The organism is Bifidobacterium sp. LH_424 (genome assembly GCF_056356895.1).
The window spans coordinates 76,604-94,626 of sequence record NZ_JBKEVC010000009.1 but is presented as its reverse complement, the minus strand read 5'-3'; the positions used below and the strand labels follow the sequence as shown (position 1 = coordinate 94,626).

Genomic DNA, 18,023 nt, shown 5'->3' with positions numbered 1-18,023 from the left:
CGTGGGGAACGCGGCCTCCGACGGAACGACGAGGCCGGCCGGACGCCCGATCGGGGAGTCCGACCGGCCTCGGTCGATCATTCAGTCGATTTCAGTCGACTTCACTGGATCTCGATTGAGATCAGTCGATCTCCAGGATGAAGTCCCAGCCGGCGGCCGAATCGCCGCCGTCGGGACGGAACCGCAGCAGGCCTTCGCCGCTGGGTGTCGTCGTGCGGAGCGTCACCTTGACCTTCTGCCCGGGAGCGAGGCTCTTGGGCAGGGCGGGCGTCGGGATGAGCACGTGCGTGGCGCCGGCGTTGTCGAGCACGTCGAACACGGCCTTGTCGAGGGAGACGGCCTTGCCGCCCTTCGCCGCGGTGTTGGTGATCGTGACGGGGAACGAGGCGGGGACGGCCGAATCGTTCGTCTTGCCGGTGGACGGGTAGCTGGGGCCTCCGATGTCGACGCGCACCTCGCCATCACCGACCTTGACGAGCACCGAGCTGCCCGGGTAGGACAGCGCCGGATTGCCGGTCGTGCCGCGGACGGTCTTCACCGTGCCGTCGGTCTTGGGCAGGTAGCTCGGCATCGAGCCGATGCTGTCCGCCACGGACTGGGACGAGGCCGACGAGCTGCCTCCGCAGGCGGCCAGCGAGGCCGTCATGGCGGCCACGCTGAGGAGGATCGCCGCGATTCGCAATGTCTTGGTCGTGCTGCGCATCATGCCTCCTTATCGCGTTCCGTGACGACGGCGCAGGACCAGCGTCACGCCTGCGACGACGAGCAGGACCACCACGGCGCCGGCGATGCCGGCCACCGCGACGCCCGTGCGCGACAGGCCGTTGCCCTTGGCTCCGGCCCGCGTGGCGGCGTTCGCGTTCTGGTGCTTGCCGGCGTTCTGACCGGACTGGTTCGCCTGGTCGCCGGCACCGGACTGATTACCGGCATTGCCGCCAACGTTGTTGTTGCCGTTGTTGCCACCGTTGCCGCTGTTGTCGGAGGCGGCGTTGGTGAACACGTCGGTGCCGAACGGGGTGAGGCCGTCCTGCGCGGCGAAGCCGAGGTGGCCCTTGCCGTCGAGACCGCCGCTGACGGAGCCGGCGGTCAGCGGCTTCGTGTCGGTGCCCTTGGAGACCTGGAAGATGTCCTCCATGGTGCGCAGCCACGAGTAGTGGTTGTAGTTCGTGGTGGACACGGTGCCGGGTTTGATGAGCGGGGAGATGAGCACGGAGCCGGTGGCGCCGCCGCCGGGGGTGGCGTCCTGCGCGTCGAAGGTGGACAGCGGGGATTCGCCCTCGTTGAGGTGGCCCGGGATGCCGAGCGCGGAGAGCGTGACCTTGGTCACGGCCGCGGTGGTCTGCAGCGGGTTGCCCTGCTGGTCGACGATCTTGAAGGAGGAGTTCACGACCGGCTTGGAGTCGTCGGTGTTCGGGCCCTCGTTCACGACGGAGCCGACGTAGGCGCCGTCGGGGATGCCCTCGCCGGTGACCTTGCGGCCGATGTCGGTGACGTTCACCGAACCCTGGATCGTGTCGGTGCCCGCGGGGGCGCTCACGTCGAGGTCATCCGCGCCGGAGAAGCCGGAGCCGGTGTTCTTGGCACCGGGCACGCAGTTGCTCTTGTCGGCGTTCACCAGATCGGCGTCCTGCGGATCGTCGCACGACGGCGGACGGGTGATGTAGCCGTTGTCGCCGGAGCCCGGGTAGAGCTGGTTGCCGTTGGCGTCCTGCGCGAGCGGGGTGTTCGGTCCCTCCGGCTCCCAGTTGACGTTCTGGCCGTTGATGTTCTGGCCGGCGAGGTCGGCCTGGATGTAGTTCTTGGCCATCGGGCCGGGCTGCGGGAAGGTTCCGGCGGAGTACTGCTTGTAGCCTTCCTGGAAGTCCTTGATGGTGGGGACCTGGTACTGGTAGCGCTCGTTCTTGGCGGCGTCCTTCGCGACGTCGCTGTCATCGGTGGCGTTGTTGAACGACATGCCGTAGAACGGCGGGTTCGCCTCGTCGAACGTGATGTCGATCAGGCCGCCGTCCTTGAACGCGTCGGAGCGTTCGATGAGCGGGATGTAGTAGCGCAGCCACAGGTCGGCCGCGTACAGGCCGCCGGTGTGGTTCTTCGGCGCGGTGTTGAGCGGCTTCGTGTAGTCGGGCTGGAGGTTGTCGTCGAACAGGCCGGACATGTTGTTGCCCTTGCAGACCGCGTCATGCGCGTCGGAGCAGTTGTTCGGCGTGATCCAGTTGAACGCCGGAACCTGGTCGGCGGGCTTCTTCAGGTCGGCGATGAGGCCGTAGTTGGCGTCGTCGAGGTTGGCGATGTGGTTCTCGTCGGTCATCGTGCCGCCGTTGGCCGGCTTGGTCAGCGAGTCGTTGCCGGTGTTGTCGTCGCCGATGATGGAGTGGAACCACGGGAACGGGAAGTGCTTGGCGACGTACTGGTCGTTGGCCTGGGCGCCGGTGAACGAGGTGATGCCGTTCTGCTTGTCGGTCGCCGAGGGCTTCATGGTCTTCGGGTTGTTGGTCGGGTCGTTCTCGCGGGTGCCGGGCGCGCCGCCGAGGCCGTCCTCACGGCCGGGCTGGTTGCGCAGGTCCTGCGCGTAGCCCTTCCAGGTCTTGCCCGCGGCGTCGAGCTGGTTGAACAGCGTCGGGGCGTCCTTCGGCAGGGTGCAGCCGTTGTCGCCGTTCTTGGCGTTCGGGCCGGCCGGGGACTTCACCTGGCCGTAGTTGTCGTACTGGCCGAACTGCTTGTCGCCGGTGTGCTCGGTGATGATGTCGGAGTTCTTGCCGAAGTCGAAGTTCCGGACGCCGCAGTCCTCCTGCAGGTCCTTCGACGTGGCCTGGCCGGAGACCAGCGTGATGTAGTTGTCCATGCTGTAGTGGCCGGTGCCGTAGTAGTTCGTGAGCAGCGCGCCCTGGGCGGGCAGTTCCTTCCACAGGTAGCTGTTCTGGTTCAGGCCGGTGAACGTGGCGTCATACGACTTGTTCTCGAGGATGATGGTCCACACGTGCTTGATCTGGCCGGGCTTGAGTCCGGTGGACGTGATGGTGGTTTCGGAAGGCTGGGTCGACGGGTTGTCATTCGCATAGGCCGCCGGGGTGGTCAGTGCAAAGCAGCTCGCGGCTACTAGAGCGGCGATGCCCGCTCTTCTCATATACATATATGCAGATTGCATATTCCCCACGTTAGGTTTCGTTAGCGCTCCCACGCCGACCCTGAGATGAACTCTAAGGAACGTTGTGATAACAACGATGGTTGCCTTAGCGGTTTCTGAGAATCCTTGGGGTTTCCTGTTCGGCGCATCGGCGGGGTATCGGCACGGCATCGCCGGCGGGACGACGGGAGGCCCGCCCGGAACATCGTCCGGACGGGCCTCCGATCATGCGTCACGACGCACGTCACATCACGTCACGTTACGCATCACGACGTGCGACGGCGCACGCACAATCACAATCACAATCACATGCGAGATCGGCCGATCACAGCACGGCGATCGCGTCGATCTCGACGAGCGCGCCCTTCGGGATGTCGTTGCCGCCGAACGCGACGCGCGCCGGCTTCACGGAGCCGATGAACACCTCGGCGTAGCGGGCGTCCACCTCCTTGAAGTCCTCCACGTTCTTCAGGTAGATGGTGGCGCGCACGACGTGCTCGATGCCGGTACCGGCCGTGTCGAGGATGTGCTTGATGTTCTTCAGCGCCTGCGCAGCCTGTTCGCCCGCGGTCTCGCCGGCCAGTTCGCCGGTGGCCGGGTCGATGCCCAGCTGGCCGGACACGAACACGAAGCCGTTGGCCTTGACCGCCTGGCTGTACGCGCCCAGCGCCGCCGGCGCCTCGGAGGTCGCGACCGCTTCCATCTTTTCGCTCATTGTGTGCTCCTCTCGGTTGCCTGCTCGCCCGATGCCGCAACCGATGCCGCACGAGCGATTACGCAGCAGTGTAGTGAGCGCACGTGTCGCCGCCGTGCGTGATGCCCGTCATGCGGTCACGCGACATGGGAACGCACGCGACGCAACGGCGCGAGCGGCGCAACGTGCCGACTGCGTCACGCGAGCGGCCGCGCCCACGGCACGGCGTCGCCGGAGCCGTGCGCGCCGCCATGCGCGCCGTTCCGCGACCCGGTACCCATGTCACGCCCGTCGATGCGCACCGCGTGGCGGTCGACCACGTGGTCGAGCCGCCGCGCGCTGTCGCCGAGCACGCCACTCGCCCCGAGCCTCAGGCACCGGTTCGCCTCGCGGTAGTCGCCGCTCACGCCCGCGTAGACGGGCATATCGTCCCGTGCGGCGCGACGGGCCACACGCGGGTCGAGCCGGTTGCCGCGCATGACGACGAAGCTCGCGCCACGCGGCCATTCGATGCGGGCGTGCCCGGCCGGGCTCACGCACTTGCCGACCAGCCAGCTCGGGTGCGCGCGATGGACGAGTCGGATGGCGGTGTCGTCCGTGGACATGAGCATCACGCGGGACGCGAAGTCGTGGCGTTCGATCTGCCGTGCGACCGCCTCGGTGACGCGCGGAGCATGGCGGTCATCGGTCTTGAGATGCAGCAGCAATCCGAGATGGTCGTTCGTATGCTGCGCGGTGAGGATCGCCTGCGCGAGCGTGGGGATATGGAAGGTCTCACCGTTCTGGCGCATCGGCATGTGCTGCAGTTCGTGCGTCGGCATGGACGAGACCGGCACGTCGCGCCCGTCGGCGGACAGTCGTCCGGTGCGTTGGTCGTGGAAGACAACGGGAGTGCCGTCCGCGTCGAGACGGATATCGATCTCGGCGTAGTCGGCGCCGCGCGCGCCCGCGTTGGCGATCGCGTGCAACGAGTTCTCGGGTGCGGAATCGTCGCCGCGATGAGCGATGGCGAGCGGCCGCACCGTCCACATGTCGCGCGAGTCGCGGGCGGCCTGCGTGCCGGCGGCGTCCCGCGAGAACGGATCGGCCGTGGGCGCAACGCCGAATCCGTCGAACGCCCCGTGCCCGAACAATCCCGCGACGCCGGCGATGACGCCGGAACCGTCCAGTCCGTCGCGTTCGCGACGACGCAGGTTCGCGGCGGCCGCACCGCCGACGACGAGCGCGAGCGCGATGGCCAGGATGACGAGATGCGCGATCCAGCGATGATGGGGAGCCGACGCGGAATCCGCGGGATCCGCGGACGGCACGGACGGCGCGGACGTGACCGGCGCGGACGGCATGGACGCCGCGGACTGCGACTGCTCGCCCACGGCGGACGATTCCCCGACCGCGGCCACGCTGGCCACGGTTCCGTCGCCCGTATCCCCACGGGCGTCACGAGTCTCACGAGCCTCACGGGTCATGCTGTTCCTGCCGCGATTCCTCGGTTCCTGCTTTCCCATCACACACCTCCTGCTGATCGAAGCAGCATTCATTATGCGCCCGCCGAGTGGGAGCCATGCACGATTTCATGGCCTCCTCATGGTTATCTCAGGGAAAATTCAGGGTCATTCTCTAAGCCTCGTCATCCGTGAGTACATACCGATTAACGTACAAACCTGCGAAGTCCGAAGACGAATCTGCATGATTCGACGACCAACCTGCATGATTCGAGCACGAACCTGCAGGATTGTTATCCGAACCTGCATACCACCCTTCAGTAGACACCCGCCACAGACGTCCATCACGAACAATGAATCGGCCATATTCCAACAATCCTGCCAAGGCTCCGACACGATGAAGCCCCATTCTTCAGCACCCCACCGTACAGGTTCGCCCTCGTCTCATGCAGGTATGTCGCCGAACCATGCACGTTCGCCCTTGAACCATGCACGTTCGCCCTTGAACCATGCAGGTTCCCCCTCCAACCATGCAGATCCAGGTCCACCGCAGATTCAGGCCACTCACTTGGACCTGTCCCCTACGACTTTCCATGCCCCCTGCCGCTCTTCCCGGCCGGAGACGCCGAAGGCCCCGCATCCTACGATGCGGGGCCTCGATTCCGGGTGGGCTCGAAGGGGTTCGAACCCTCGACCTTCTGTTCCGGAGACAGACGCTCTATCCACTGAGCTACGAACCCAGAATCATGCATCCGCGGCCCGCCCGAGGGCGTACGTCGCGACATGCAACTCCCCTACTGTACACCACGTCCGCGCCACGCGCGACACCACCGCCCACGCACCGTGCGGCCGCCCGTCCGTGCGCCCGCGTCCCCGTACCGCCCCGCATCGCGCTGACGCCCGCCCGCATCGAAACATTGCGTTGCCCGACGCGCGGCATAATGAACCTGTTTCGCCGCCGCCACGCAGAAAGGCCCGTCCATGGGAAGCAGCACGTTCCGTTTGACCACCGCGTTCCGCCATGGGCGCACGAAGATCGACGACGTGTATTTCGAAGCCCCGTTCAAACTGATGACGCCGTTCACGAACGGCCGTCATTCGGATTTCATCGTGATGCTCGCCTCCCCCGGCTTCCTCAAGGGCGACGAGGCGCATATCGCCATCGACTTCGCGCCCGGCACGGATTCGACGATCAGGACGCAGAGCTACGAGAAGGTGCTCGACACGTCCGACGGCATGGCGGCGCGCACCATCGACCTGACGGCCCGCGGCGACGCGAAGGCCGTGTTCCTCCCGTTCCCGGTCATCCCGTTCCGCAACAGCACGTTCGAGAATCTCACCACGGCGCGCATCGCCGCCGAATCGACGTTCGTCTACGGCGACGTGGTCACGTGCGGCCGCGTCGGCATGGACGAACGCTGGGCGATGCGCCGCTTCACGAACCGCCTACGAGTCATCGTCGACGAACCCGCCGCCGTGACCAAAGCGTTCGCCGCGGCGCGTTCCCATCCCGGCCGTCCACGCAAATCGGACGGTCCGCAGTCGCGTCTCGCGTTCGCCGACCGCATGTTGCTGGAACCGGAGTCGTTCGACTACACGGAGATGGGCATGTGGCGCGAGTTCACCCACTGCGGCGTCCTCTACGTCCACCTCCCCGAACTCGACCCGGCTGATTCGAGCGCCGCCGACGACGACGTCGATATGACACCCGACGCGGTCCGCGAGCGCGTTGAGACGGCGCGCATCGCCGCCGAGGACGCGCTGATCGACCGTATCCGCGCGCACGCCGACGCGATCGGCTTCGCCGGCGAGCTTGGCGCGAGCCGCGCAATCGACGGCGTCTGCGTCCGAGTCCTCACCAAACGCGGCGATGACGCCTTCGACCTCATCCAAGACATCGCCGCCATGGCCACCGAATCCTAACCCGTCTCCTACTCCCCCTTTCAAAGGGGAGCGAGCCAAGGCACCCGCCGGCATACTCGCGACTCCTTAACATTCTGCTCCCCCTTCTAGGGGGAGCTGTCCGCGCAGCGGACTGAGGGGGTACTGACTGAGGAACCATCACCTCAGCCCGCCCTAACGCAAGCCCCACATCCGGCCCCCTCTGACGAGGGGGCTGTCCGCGCAGCGGACTGGGGGAGAGATAGCCGGAACGCAACATCCGCACCATCCCTCCCCGAGAAACCCCGGAAGAGAAACCCCGACTCCCCCTAGAACAGGAAGTACCGCTGCGTCAACGGCAGCTCGTACGCGGGATCCGAGTGCACGAGCTCGCCGTCGACCGTCACCTGGAAGGTCTCCGGGTTGACCTGGATGTCGGCGAGGACGTCGTTGAACTTGAGGTCCTTCTTGCCGGGCGTGCGGCATCCGTGCACGGGCAGGACCTGGCGCTGCAGGTTGAGCTTGCCCTTGATGTCGTCGTCGATGGCGGCCTGCGAGACGAAGGTCGCGCACGACGAGCCGAGCGCGCGGCCGAGCGCGCCGAACATGTCGCGGTAGTAGACGGGTTCCGGCGTGGGGATGGACGCGTTCGCGTCGCCCATGCGCGAGTAGGCGATGGAGCCGCCTTTGATGACCATCTCCGGCTTCGCGCCGAACATGGACGGCTGCCACAGCACGAGGTCCGCCATCTTGCCGACTTCGACGGAGCCGACGTAGTCGGAGACGCCGTGCGTGATGGCCGGGTTGATGGTGAACTTGCTCACGTATCGCTTGACGCGGAAGTTGTCGTTGCGGTTGTTGTCGTGCTCGTCCTCGGGGAGCGGCCCGCGCTGCTTCTTCATCTTGTCGGCGGTCTGGATGGTGCGCGTGATGACCTCGCCCACGCGGCCCATGGCCTGCGAGTCGGAGCTCATCATCGAGATGATGCCCATGTCGTGCAGCACGTCCTCGGCACCGATGGTCTCGGGGCGGATGCGCGAGTCGGCGAACGAGATGTCCTCAGGCACGTTGCGGTCGAGATGGTGGCAGACCATCATCATGTCGAGATGTTCGTCGATCGTGTTGCGCGTGTACGGCATGGTCGGGTTCGTGGAGCTCGGCAGGACGTTCGGGAATCCGGCCGCGCGGATGATGTCTGGCGCGTGGCCGCCGCCCGCGCCTTCCGTATGGTACGTGTGGATGGTGCGGCCTTTGAACGCGGCGATCGTGTCCTCCACGCAGCCGCCTTCGTTGAGCGTGTCCGTGTGGATGGCGACCTGCGTGTCGGTTTCGTCGGCGACGCCGAGGCACGTGTCGATCACGGCGGGCGTGGAGCCCCAGTCCTCGTGGATCTTGAGTCCGGCCGCGCCGGCGCGAATCTGTTCGCGCAGCGGTTCCGGGCTGGAGTCGTTGCCTTTGCCGAGGTAGGCGATGTTGACGGGCAGCGCTTCGGCCGCTTCGATCATGCGGGCGAGGTGGAACGCGCCCGGGTTGCAGGTGGTCGCGTTGGTGCCGTCCGCGGGGCCGGTGCCGCCGCCGATCATCGTGGTGACGCCGCCGGCGAGTGCGGTGCGCACCTGTTGCGGCGAGATGAAGTGGATGTGCGTGTCGAGGCCGCCCGCGGTGATGATGAGGCCTTCGCCGGCGATGGCTTCGGTGCCGGAGCCGACTTCGAGTCCGGGCGTGACGCCGGTCATGGTCTGCGGGTTGCCGGCTTTGCCGATGGCGCTGATTTTGCCGTTTTTGATGCCGATGTCGGCTTTGTAGATGCCGGTCCAGTCGACGATGAGCGCGTTGGTGATGACCGTGTCGGGCGATTCGGCGTCGAGTTGGACGGAGGATTGGCCCATGCCGTCGCGGAACGATTTGCCGCCGCCGAACTTCAGTTCGTCGCCGTAATGCGTGTAGTCCTTCTCCACTTCGATGACGAGGCTGGTGTCGCCGAGTCGCACGCGGTCCCCCGTGGTCGGCCCGAACATCCCCGCATAATCCTTACGAGTAATGATCCTGCTCATATCAAATCCTTAAGTCTCTTATCTCAGCTCCCCTTGCCAGGGGAGCTGTCGGCAAAGCCGACTGAGGGGTAGTCCCGCGCGCCCCTGTCGGGGCGTAATTCCCGGCTCCCCTTGTCAGGGGAGCTGTCCGCGAAGCGGACTGAGGGGTAGTCCCGCGCCCCCTGTCAGGGGGAGCTGTCCGCCTCCGGCGGACTGAGGGGGTCCTCAGGCCCCCAGGAACCCCTCCTCCTTCGCCTTCCTGAACGCCGCTTCCTTTACGATCGGGTCGTCGAGCTTGCCGTCGACGAGCGCGCTGAATCCGTGGATCTCACGCGTGCCGCCGATGTCGATGAGCCGCACGCGGTGCGATTCGCCCGGTTCGAAGCGCACGGCGGTGCCGGCGGCGATGTCGAGGCGCTTGCCGTACGCGGCCTTGCGGTCGAACTTGAGGTACTTGTTGACTTCGAAGAAGTGGAAGTGGGAGCCGATCTGGATGGGTCGGTCGGCGGTGTTGACCACGTCGAGTTCGATGGCGTCCTTGCCTTCGTTGATGGTGAGGTCGCCGTCGGCGAGCAGGTATTCGCCGGGCACGAGCTTTTCGGTCGATTCGATGGGGTTGTGGATGGACACGAGCTTCGTGCCGTCGGGGAACGTGGCCTCGACCTCGACGACTTCGAGCATCTCGGCCACGCCGTCCATCACGTCCTCGGGCTTGAGCAGCGTGCGCCCGTACTGCATGAGTTCGGCGACTGTCGCGCCTTCGCGCGCCCGCTCCACGCACTCAGAGGAGATCAGTGCGATCGCCTCCACATAGTTCAGCTTGACGCCCCGAGCCTTGCGGTCCTTGGCGAGCTGCCCCGCCAAGTACAGCATCAGCTTATCCGTCTCCCGTGGTGTAAGTCTCATCAGGCTCCCCTCGTCATACCAATGCAAAGAAACAAAGAAAGTATATTCCGTTAGTGAAAACAGGATGTTTCATTTAAGAAACAATTAAGGCCTATTAGGGAAGATAACTTGCAATAATGCATCAAAAAGTGGCCTCGCGGCATCAATCAACGGATCCCCATTATAGCGCATAACAGAGTCGGCAACAATCTTCTTGGCTCTGTCTATTCTATCTTCATCAGAATCTCCCATTCCGAGACTAATACAGTAATCAGAAAACTTCTTAGACCATTTAATGGACGGATTTCTGAATTGATTAGGAGAAAAATCTCTACCAAATTCATCATGCAAAGACCCACAATAAACATCTGGATTAATGGAATTTTCTATTTCATTTTCACCACCACTATGGATGCCAATCATAAACACATCCCTTTCAGGAAGCAAGCCGCTTTCTAGAATCCTATCGCGCGTCTGTATACCGGCATTATCGTTATCCAGAACGGAGATGATTCTACAAATATTACTTTTTTGGCGCTTAATCTCATTAATCATTCCATGAGTTCCACCAACATCTTGAATCACAATATTATGATGCAAAAGATGATTTGCAAATAAAGTACTCCTTTTTTTAAAACATTAGAAATAATTTGCACATCAGAAGGCCCTTCAACAAGAATCACAATTTCAGCAGACGACAAATTATCGGAAACCTGCACTCCAAGGGATTCACGAATTTTTGCCAATCTCTGCACAGGCTTGGCTGTACTATTCGCAACAAGAACATTCGAAGAGACATCTTCCCTATTAACCATAATTGGATTATGAGTCGCAACCAACACCTGTTGAGTTTCCGAAAAAATTTCCAAGATTCTCTGCAACTCACGAACTGCATTAGGGTGCAAATGAGCCTCAGGCTCATCGACTATCAACAAATAACTATGCGCAGAGGATTTTTCTTTAGACAGCTCCTGCATTAAAGCAAGCGTGAACAAACTTTTAATGCCGTCACCCTTTTGGCCAAGAGGAGTTAAAAAACCATCATCAATAGAGACATCTAGAACACGACTGGAAAATGACTCCAAACGATCGGTTGATATATGGACTCGACTCACCGAGGTCATATATTCACTAACCGAGCCCCGAATAGTACTTTCTATTTCTTCAATAATAGCACGTCTTTTATCATTAATCTCTTCAATTAGCTTATTATATTGAGGATCATCAAACAATGACCTCATTTTTATCGATAGCAAATTATTCAGTAATCTACGCGCCTGTTCTTCCGTCCTAACCGCAGGAACATATATCACATTTATCTTTCCGGAAATGAATTTAGCTATGCTTTGAGCCTTATTCTCATAGTTCCGTTTACTATTACCTTGTTTTACAATACTAAGAGTGGCCGAATCCCGCCTTAGGTCAATTTGGATTGGCAAGGTGCCATTCGTCCGAATCCCAGTCGATTGAACAAATTCATCAACTTCAGTTTCATTCAAGCTAAATGTCACCCTAATGCGCGTCATTCCGCTTTTATTTTTTTGCTTTGAGAGCGGGAAATCATATTCCCAGTCATACCCTTCATCCCTCAAAGATTGATGCGAAAAATTATACCTCTTCCATGGGGAATATACCGATTTACTCCAATCGGAATTTGAGTAATTTGCCCTCAGTCGTATTAAATTCATACCGACGACAAGCGCTCTAATAAGGTTCGTCTTACCTTCATTATTGGGACCAACAAGCGTAGTCATATTACCAATTTTAAATGTAGTCTGTTTCCCAATTGACCTATAATTCGAAACAGACATGCTTTCAATCTTCATTTTGATTCTCTCTTTCTAATCCCAAAACCTTTTTCCTCACGAAAAAACAAAGTCGCTCTTAAAAGGAGCCATACGGCCCCATGAATCTGGAGCCGTTGAGGTGGATCATGTGGTCGGGGGTGTCGGCGCACCAGACTTCGGTTTCCCATGCGAGCTGCGCGCAGTAGCGTTGCATGACCGAACGGTTCGGGAAGCAGGAGACCAGCACCACCTTGTCCCATTGGTCGGCGAACAGATCATGCAACTCGACTTTGCGGGTCACATCCACGGGGCCGTGCGTGCTGGCCGCCTCCATCAGGAACAGCCATCCGCGTTCGGCATCCCACGCGATCACGTCCGGTGCCTTCTCGCGCGCCCGAAGTGTAATACCCAACTCATCCATCAACGAGGTATCCACAACACCATGCTGGTGGTCGGTGTCATCGATGAACGCGACCTGACATCCCGGCGCGAACCGCGGCAGCATCTCTTCCACCATCGCCTTGATGAGCGTGGACTGCCCTTGCGGGGACAGACGGATATCACGGCCGGAAGGCAACGTCACCGGAGTCTTCGGCATATGCCGTCGCTCCTCGGCGAGCGACTGGTATGGCGTGTGGGCGGCCAGGAACACATCAAGCTCGGAAGAGAACCGCTCCGTACCATATTTGCGAATCACCTTCAGCGCATCATCGGTCACTCGGTAGTTCCATTTCGGCGAATTGATCGGCCGATTCGGCCGATCGGCGTTCTCCTCCACAAGTCCCGCGATGACGAACTGGTGCAGTGAGAATCGTCGGACGGTCTCACGCGTGTTCGGCTTATAGGCGACACCGAACTCATCACGAATCCAATCCATAATCGCGCGAGTGCCCAACATCGGGTTCTCGGCCTTATCCCAAGAATCCCCGTCCCTGAGTTGCAGCAGTGCGAGCAGAATCATCGCGCTCCGCCTGTTGAGCTGCTGATCGCCGAGTTCGAATCGGCGCAGCAGCTCCATGGCTTCGTCGATCAGCTTGCCTTCGCCCATTCGAACAGCCCCCCAATCGTCTCGTCGACGAGACTCTGGCCCGGTGCATCGTTGACTGACAGCATACCAGCCAACACGGCGAGCTGTTGCTTCGACGGGCACGGCATCTGCCTCAGATCCGTGGCGTTGACCTGCGTGCTGCCGGACACCTGCCGATACCATTCGTCGACGATTGACGACGACAGCCACAGCGTCAGTCCACGCGCGACCGCATCATCCAGTGGAATCGTCTTGCGCGACGTTCCCTGATGCACGTAATTGAGCTTGTTGTCCGCCACGAAATCCACATCGCTGTTGAGATACGACGCGTAAATGCGGTGCCGTTGCTCCTTCGCGGAGAACCGGTTCACCATGCAGTAGCCGCCCGCGGGCAGCACGACATGCCGATCGTCCGCCGCACCGGTCACCCATTGCGCGCGGTCGCACTCGACCGGATGCTTCATGCGCAGACCATCCTGATTGTCCGCCCAGTACAACGGATGTCCGCCGATCACCTCGTCATCCGACAGCACATCACGGTTCCGGAACCACACCAGCTTGCCGGTGGACACCCACAATCCTTCGTCGGCCATCGTCTTGAACCCGGCAAGGCGTGCGTCCTGCCGTTGGATGCGCAGGATGCGGTCACGCCCCATGCTGAGCGCACGAAGCGCAATCATCTCCTGCGACTGCCGTTCCAGCGGCGTCGCCGGCGATGCGTCGGGGAACACGGTGACCTTCTTCACCTGCGAGCGCTTCGACACCTTCAGCAGCATGATCTCCTGAAGAATGCCCATATCCTTGAAATGCTCCTGCCGCGAGCCATATACGACCATCGCGTCCAGACTGCATTCACGCAGCATCCACTTGCGGAAATCCTTGAAATAGTCGCCGTTCATCCATGATCGGGGAATGATCGCCACGCACTCGCCTCCCTCGGCGAGCGACTGAATCGCGATGACCAGGAACGCCGTGTACAGGTTCGTCACCCTGACGTCGCCACTGTTCGTCGTGATGACGGTCGGAGCGATCTTCTTGTACGGCGGATTGAGGATCACCCGGCTGAAGCGAGGCTCCAGCGCGACGTCGAAGACCGAATCGTTGAGAACCGTGACATCGTCGCACACCTGACGCAACGACGTTTCGGAAGCCTGTGCCAACGCGGCATCCCGCTCGATGGCGAGCACGCTGGCGCCATCCGCGAACCGTTTTGCCGTGACCGCACCCAGAATGCCGGAACCCGACCCGAGGTCGAGAATCCGCTGCGGCTCATCGGATTCCGTGAACAATCCCACCGCCTGCTCGGCGACGGGCATGGGCGTCAGGAACTGCTCCCACTGCTGCTGCCGCTCGGGAACCAGCGACGCCGCGGCCTCGTCTCGGATCTGTGCGATGGATTCGGAATTCATACCCCTCAGAATACCGGCCTTCGATGTCAGTTACTCAGACGATGCCGATCATTGTTCATACAGCACCTTTCCGGTCGTGGCGATTTCGCGCCTCAGCTCGTCGGACACGGGCTCGTCGAGGTTCACGATGTCCACTTTCAGCAGCGACCACAAATCGTCCTGCACGCGCCGTTGGAAATCCTCGAACCTCGCTCCCCCGTTCACGGCCAAATCGATGTCGCTTTTCGGACGGTTCGTTCCCTTCGCTCGGGAACCGAACAGAATCACCCGTCGCACGCCATCCTCGGCGGCGAACTCGCGAATCTGCCCGTACACGTCCTCGATCGGCACCATCCCCATCATGCCTCCCGTCCATCAACCCCGGCACGGTCGCGCGTACCGGTTCCGGCAATTACAGTCCCAACCCTACCAGTGCGGCAGCTCGTCCCCACCTCATCCCAGCACCCACATCACAAAACTTATCTGAAATTATCCGAATTATCCGTCTATATTGAAGATATCGAAGATTATCTGGAGTTATCCGAACTTATCTGGAGGGCATATGGACGACATGAAGACGCCCCTGCAGGCGTTGAACCCGTTTATGCCGGGTGCCGGACTGCAACCGCCCGCACTGGTCGGGCGCGAACACGAGATCGCCCTCATCGACAGGATGGCGGCGCGGACGAAGCTGCAACTCCTCAACCGCGGCGTCATGCTGTACGGTTTACGCGGCATCGGCAAGACCGTGCTACTGATGCACATGCGCGACATCGCCGACCAACGTCATATGGCGACCCTCAAAATCGAGGCCAGCTCCAGCGCCGCCGCGACATATGACGCTCTGTTCCACGAAATCCCCTTGGCGATAGCACGCATCGGGGAAACCGACATCCGCGAGCGCGTGGCCAAGGTCTTCTCCAGCGTGGAATCGGTGTCCTTTGATTTCATGGGAGTCAAAGCCTCCGCGGAATTGAACGGCAAGCCCGATTTCCGTACCGAATCGTACCGGCTCCAATTGCTTATCGAAGGCATCTGCAAAGAGCTCAAGGGCGACAATTCTGGCCTGTACCTGTTCATCGACGAGATGCAGGAGATGCACAAGACGCCGCTGAGCGATCTCATCACCATCCAGCACGAGATGGGGCAGCGCGGACTCCCCTTCTACATCATCGGTGCAGGACTGCCGGATCTGCCCGGCGTCCTGTCCAAGGCACGCTCGTATGCGGAGCGCCTGTTCGACTATCGGGAGATCGACAAGCTGGACAGCGCCGCGACCCGCGAGGGTTTCCAGACCCCGGCGAAAAGAACAGGGCGTCCGTTCGACGGCGCGGCCCTCGACAAACTGGAGGCCCTGTCACAAGGCTATCCGTATTTCATCCAGGCATACGGCGCGGCCACATGGAACGCTTCGACCACTAATCCGATCAACGTCACGGCGGTGGAGCAGGGCGAGCCGGAGGCGTTGGACATGCTCGACCACGGCTTGTACATGGCCCGGTGGTTGCGTGCCACGGAAAACGGGCGCGCCTACCTGCGCATCATGGCTGATTTGTCGGACGGCCCGGTGCGCACCGCGGACGTGAAGAAGCGGTTCGCCAATGAGGGTTCGGCGGCGAGCGCCCGCGCCTCGCTCATCGAACTCGGCCTCATCTACGCGTCCGGATACGGGCAGGTCGCGTTCTCCGTGCCGCGGATGGCGGAATTCGTACGACGCATCATGCCGCAAGTCGATCAGATCTACGACGGACGCCGCTGAAAGGTCAAGCTCACCACCGTCCTGAGGTGCCGCATACTCGTGGCATTGTGGCAGCCAGCGGCACGGCTGGCAGCAAGCGTGCCACACAAGGGGTACGGCGGTGAAGTGTGGCACACGAGCGCGCCACACTTCACCGGAATCGGCGGGCGGAGTGCGAAGTGGAGCGCCGAAGGTACGAAAACGTGCCACGCAATCCCGAGAAACGGGTCCCGGCGGATAGCGTGGCTCAGGGCCGCGCCACACTTGGGAGGATTCCGCGCTTTGCGGGCTTGCGTGGCACGCATTCACCGCGGAATCACGCCACACGAGCCCGAATCAGACCGATACCGGCGTTGTGTGGCGTGACGCCGTGCCACACAACGTTCCATCGACCATTGCGTGGCACGCGAATCCCTGGCACGCGAATCCCACACACGCAACAGACAAACCAGGCCCCGCACCAAACGTGGCCGAGCCCACAGCACAACCGCGACAGACAGCGCGGATACCCCGGATACGGCTTAAGTGCCGAAAAATGTCGCAGACGACATTTTTATCCACCAAAAAATGCGTTCCACGACACTTTTCGGCACTTAACCGCGAAACAGACCCGCGAACGACCAGTCTCGGCTTCTCGAATCGGAGCATTTCACGGATCCGTATGAACCGGGCATAATGGCTCATGCAATGAATCGAAGATGGTAAGAAGCCATCCACATCGACGCGGCACAACGTGACGGCACCCTGCAAAGCGGCAGATCATCCCGCACACGCAGTCTGCGTCGACGCGATCCAGAGAGAAAGGTAAGGAATCATCATGTTCGGAATCCATCGTCATGGAATGGATGCGGGCGACGTCGCGACGTCACGCGCGTTCGCGACGTCGCTCGCCGCGGCGGCGACGGTCGCGATGGCGGCGACGATGCTGGTCGCGCCGACTCCGGCAATCGCCGCGGACGGCGCGGACGCGGGCGCCGCCACGCATGTCGCGATTGCGACGTCCGATACCGCCGCTTCCGCCGACTTCGAGGGCAAGGCCGCGACTGAGATGCTGGCGACGCTCAAGACCAAGGGACGCGCGCCGAAGACCGGATACGCGCGCACGCAGTTCGGCGCGGCGTGGGCGGACGTCGACCACAACGGCTGCGATACGCGCAACGACATCCTCAAGCGCGACATGACCGACGTGACGTTCAAGGCGGGCACGCACGACTGCATCGTCATGACGGGCACGCTCGCCGACCCGTACACGGGCAAGACGATCAGCTTCAAGCGCGGCAACAAGACGAGCAGCGCCGTGCAGATCGACCATGTGGTCGCCCTGTCCGACGCGTGGCAGAAGGGCGCGCAGAAGCTGTCCAAGTCGCAGCGCAAGAATCTCGCCAACGACCCGTACAACCTGCTCGCGGTCGACGGTCCGTCGAACCAGAAGAAGAGCGACGGTGACGCGGCCACTTGGCTGCCGAAGAACAAGTCGTTCCGCTGCGAGTACGTGGCGCGTCAGATCGGCGTGAAGGCGAAGTACTCGCTGTGGGTCACCAAGGCGGAACGCAAGGCGATGACGAAGGTGCTCGCCACCTGCCCGACGCAGACCGTGCCGTTGAACGACGAGGCGCAGGCGACAGCCGACGCGGCAGCGGCGGAGGCCCAGCGCAAGGCGGAAGAGGAGGCGGCCGCCAAGGCCGCGGCCGAGGAAGCCCAGCGCAAAGCCGCCGAGGAGGCGCAACGCCAGGCCGAAGCCCAGGCCCAGGCCCAAGCCCAGGCACAACAGCAGGCGCAGCAGGATGCGAACGTCTACTACCCGAACTGCTCGGCCGTGCGCGCCGCCGGCAAGGCCCCGCTCTACCAGGGCCAGCCCGGCTACTCCACCAAGCTCGACCGCGACCGCGACGGCGTGGCCTGCGAGTAGCGAGACCTCGCACCCAGCTTCCGGAAACATGCCGGCAACGTCGCCGCTTCCGGAAATACGGCGGAAACCCCACGACCCCTTCCCCGAAACAATAGTGAAACGGAGTTGACACTTC

General features: G+C 61.9%; 14 protein-coding genes and 1 tRNA gene. 3 read left to right on the top strand and 12 right to left on the bottom strand.

Going from position 1 to position 18,023, the window contains the following annotated elements:
* Positions 1 to 121: 121 nt before the first annotated feature.
* The 5 genes from AC1AYP_RS08235 to AC1AYP_RS08215 form a co-directional block, all read right to left on the bottom strand.
* Positions 122 to 706, bottom strand: a complete 585-nt coding sequence (locus AC1AYP_RS08235) for a hypothetical protein (protein WP_476502737.1) — start codon at positions 704 to 706, stop codon at positions 122 to 124.
* 6 nt (positions 707 to 712) lie between these two features.
* Positions 713 to 3,145: an alkaline phosphatase family protein gene (locus tag AC1AYP_RS08230; protein WP_476547484.1), complete on the bottom strand. Its 2,433-nt coding sequence runs from the start codon at positions 3,143 to 3,145 to the stop codon at positions 713 to 715.
* 304 nt (positions 3,146 to 3,449) lie between these two features.
* A complete protein-coding gene (locus AC1AYP_RS08225) occupies positions 3,450 to 3,839 on the bottom strand; it encodes a Rid family detoxifying hydrolase (RefSeq protein WP_034527123.1) in 390 nt (129 codons plus the stop codon).
* A 176-nt stretch (positions 3,840 to 4,015) separates the two neighbouring features.
* The gene (locus AC1AYP_RS08220; RefSeq protein ID WP_476547482.1) at positions 4,016 to 5,284 is read right to left on the bottom strand and encodes a glycerophosphodiester phosphodiesterase family protein; all 1,269 of its coding nucleotides are present in this window, start codon (positions 5,282 to 5,284) and stop codon (positions 4,016 to 4,018) included.
* 643 nt (positions 5,285 to 5,927) lie between these two features.
* Positions 5,928 to 6,000 (bottom strand) — tRNA-Arg (locus AC1AYP_RS08215).
* A 241-nt stretch (positions 6,001 to 6,241) separates the two neighbouring features.
* Here AC1AYP_RS08215 and AC1AYP_RS08210 point away from each other — a divergent pair.
* Positions 6,242 to 7,183 (top strand): urease accessory protein UreD, encoded by a 942-nt coding sequence (locus AC1AYP_RS08210; protein ID WP_476502740.1) that lies wholly within the window; start codon positions 6,242 to 6,244, stop codon positions 7,181 to 7,183.
* Positions 7,184 to 7,470: 287 nt separating this feature from the next.
* On the opposite strand, the gene ureC is transcribed toward AC1AYP_RS08210, so the two are convergent.
* From ureC to AC1AYP_RS08175, 7 genes are all read right to left on the bottom strand, one after another.
* On the bottom strand, positions 7,471 to 9,195 hold the full coding sequence (gene ureC, locus AC1AYP_RS08205) for an urease subunit alpha (RefSeq protein ID WP_476502741.1): 1,725 nt from the start codon (positions 9,193 to 9,195) through the stop codon (positions 7,471 to 7,473).
* A 204-nt stretch (positions 9,196 to 9,399) separates the two neighbouring features.
* The gene (gene ureA / locus AC1AYP_RS08200) at positions 9,400 to 10,080 is read right to left on the bottom strand and encodes an urease subunit gamma (protein WP_476502742.1); all 681 of its coding nucleotides are present in this window, start codon (positions 10,078 to 10,080) and stop codon (positions 9,400 to 9,402) included.
* An 84-nt stretch (positions 10,081 to 10,164) separates the two neighbouring features.
* Positions 10,165 to 10,614, bottom strand: coding sequence for a hypothetical protein (locus AC1AYP_RS08195; protein WP_476502743.1), 450 nt, complete (start codon positions 10,612 to 10,614; stop codon positions 10,165 to 10,167).
* A gap of 26 nt (positions 10,615 to 10,640) precedes the next feature.
* Positions 10,641 to 11,885: an ATP-dependent nuclease gene (locus tag AC1AYP_RS08190; protein WP_476502744.1), complete on the bottom strand. Its 1,245-nt coding sequence runs from the start codon at positions 11,883 to 11,885 to the stop codon at positions 10,641 to 10,643.
* A gap of 58 nt (positions 11,886 to 11,943) precedes the next feature.
* Complete coding sequence (locus AC1AYP_RS08185) at positions 11,944 to 12,894, bottom strand: BsuBI/PstI family type II restriction endonuclease (protein ID WP_476547480.1); 951 nt, start codon at positions 12,892 to 12,894, stop codon at positions 11,944 to 11,946.
* A complete protein-coding gene (locus AC1AYP_RS08180) occupies positions 12,876 to 14,189 on the bottom strand; it encodes an Eco57I restriction-modification methylase domain-containing protein (RefSeq protein ID WP_476547478.1) in 1,314 nt (437 codons plus the stop codon). Before AC1AYP_RS08180 ends, AC1AYP_RS08185 begins: the two co-directional genes overlap by 19 nt.
* A 141-nt stretch (positions 14,190 to 14,330) precedes the next feature.
* Positions 14,331 to 14,615 (bottom strand): nucleotidyltransferase family protein, encoded by a 285-nt coding sequence (locus AC1AYP_RS08175; RefSeq protein ID WP_476547512.1) that lies wholly within the window; start codon positions 14,613 to 14,615, stop codon positions 14,331 to 14,333.
* 157 nt (positions 14,616 to 14,772) lie between these two features.
* Here AC1AYP_RS08175 and AC1AYP_RS08170 point away from each other — a divergent pair, with 157 nt between their 5' ends.
* Both AC1AYP_RS08170 and AC1AYP_RS08165 read left to right on the top strand, forming a co-directional pair.
* Positions 14,773 to 16,020 carry an ATP-binding protein gene (locus tag AC1AYP_RS08170; RefSeq protein ID WP_476547475.1) on the top strand — a complete coding sequence of 416 codons (1,248 nt, stop codon included), beginning with the start codon at positions 14,773 to 14,775 and terminating at the stop codon, positions 16,018 to 16,020.
* Positions 16,021 to 16,816: 796 nt separating this feature from the next.
* Positions 16,817 to 17,908, top strand: coding sequence for a GmrSD restriction endonuclease domain-containing protein (locus AC1AYP_RS08165; RefSeq protein WP_476547473.1), 1,092 nt, complete (start codon positions 16,817 to 16,819; stop codon positions 17,906 to 17,908).
* Positions 17,909 to 18,023: the final 115 nt, after the last annotated feature.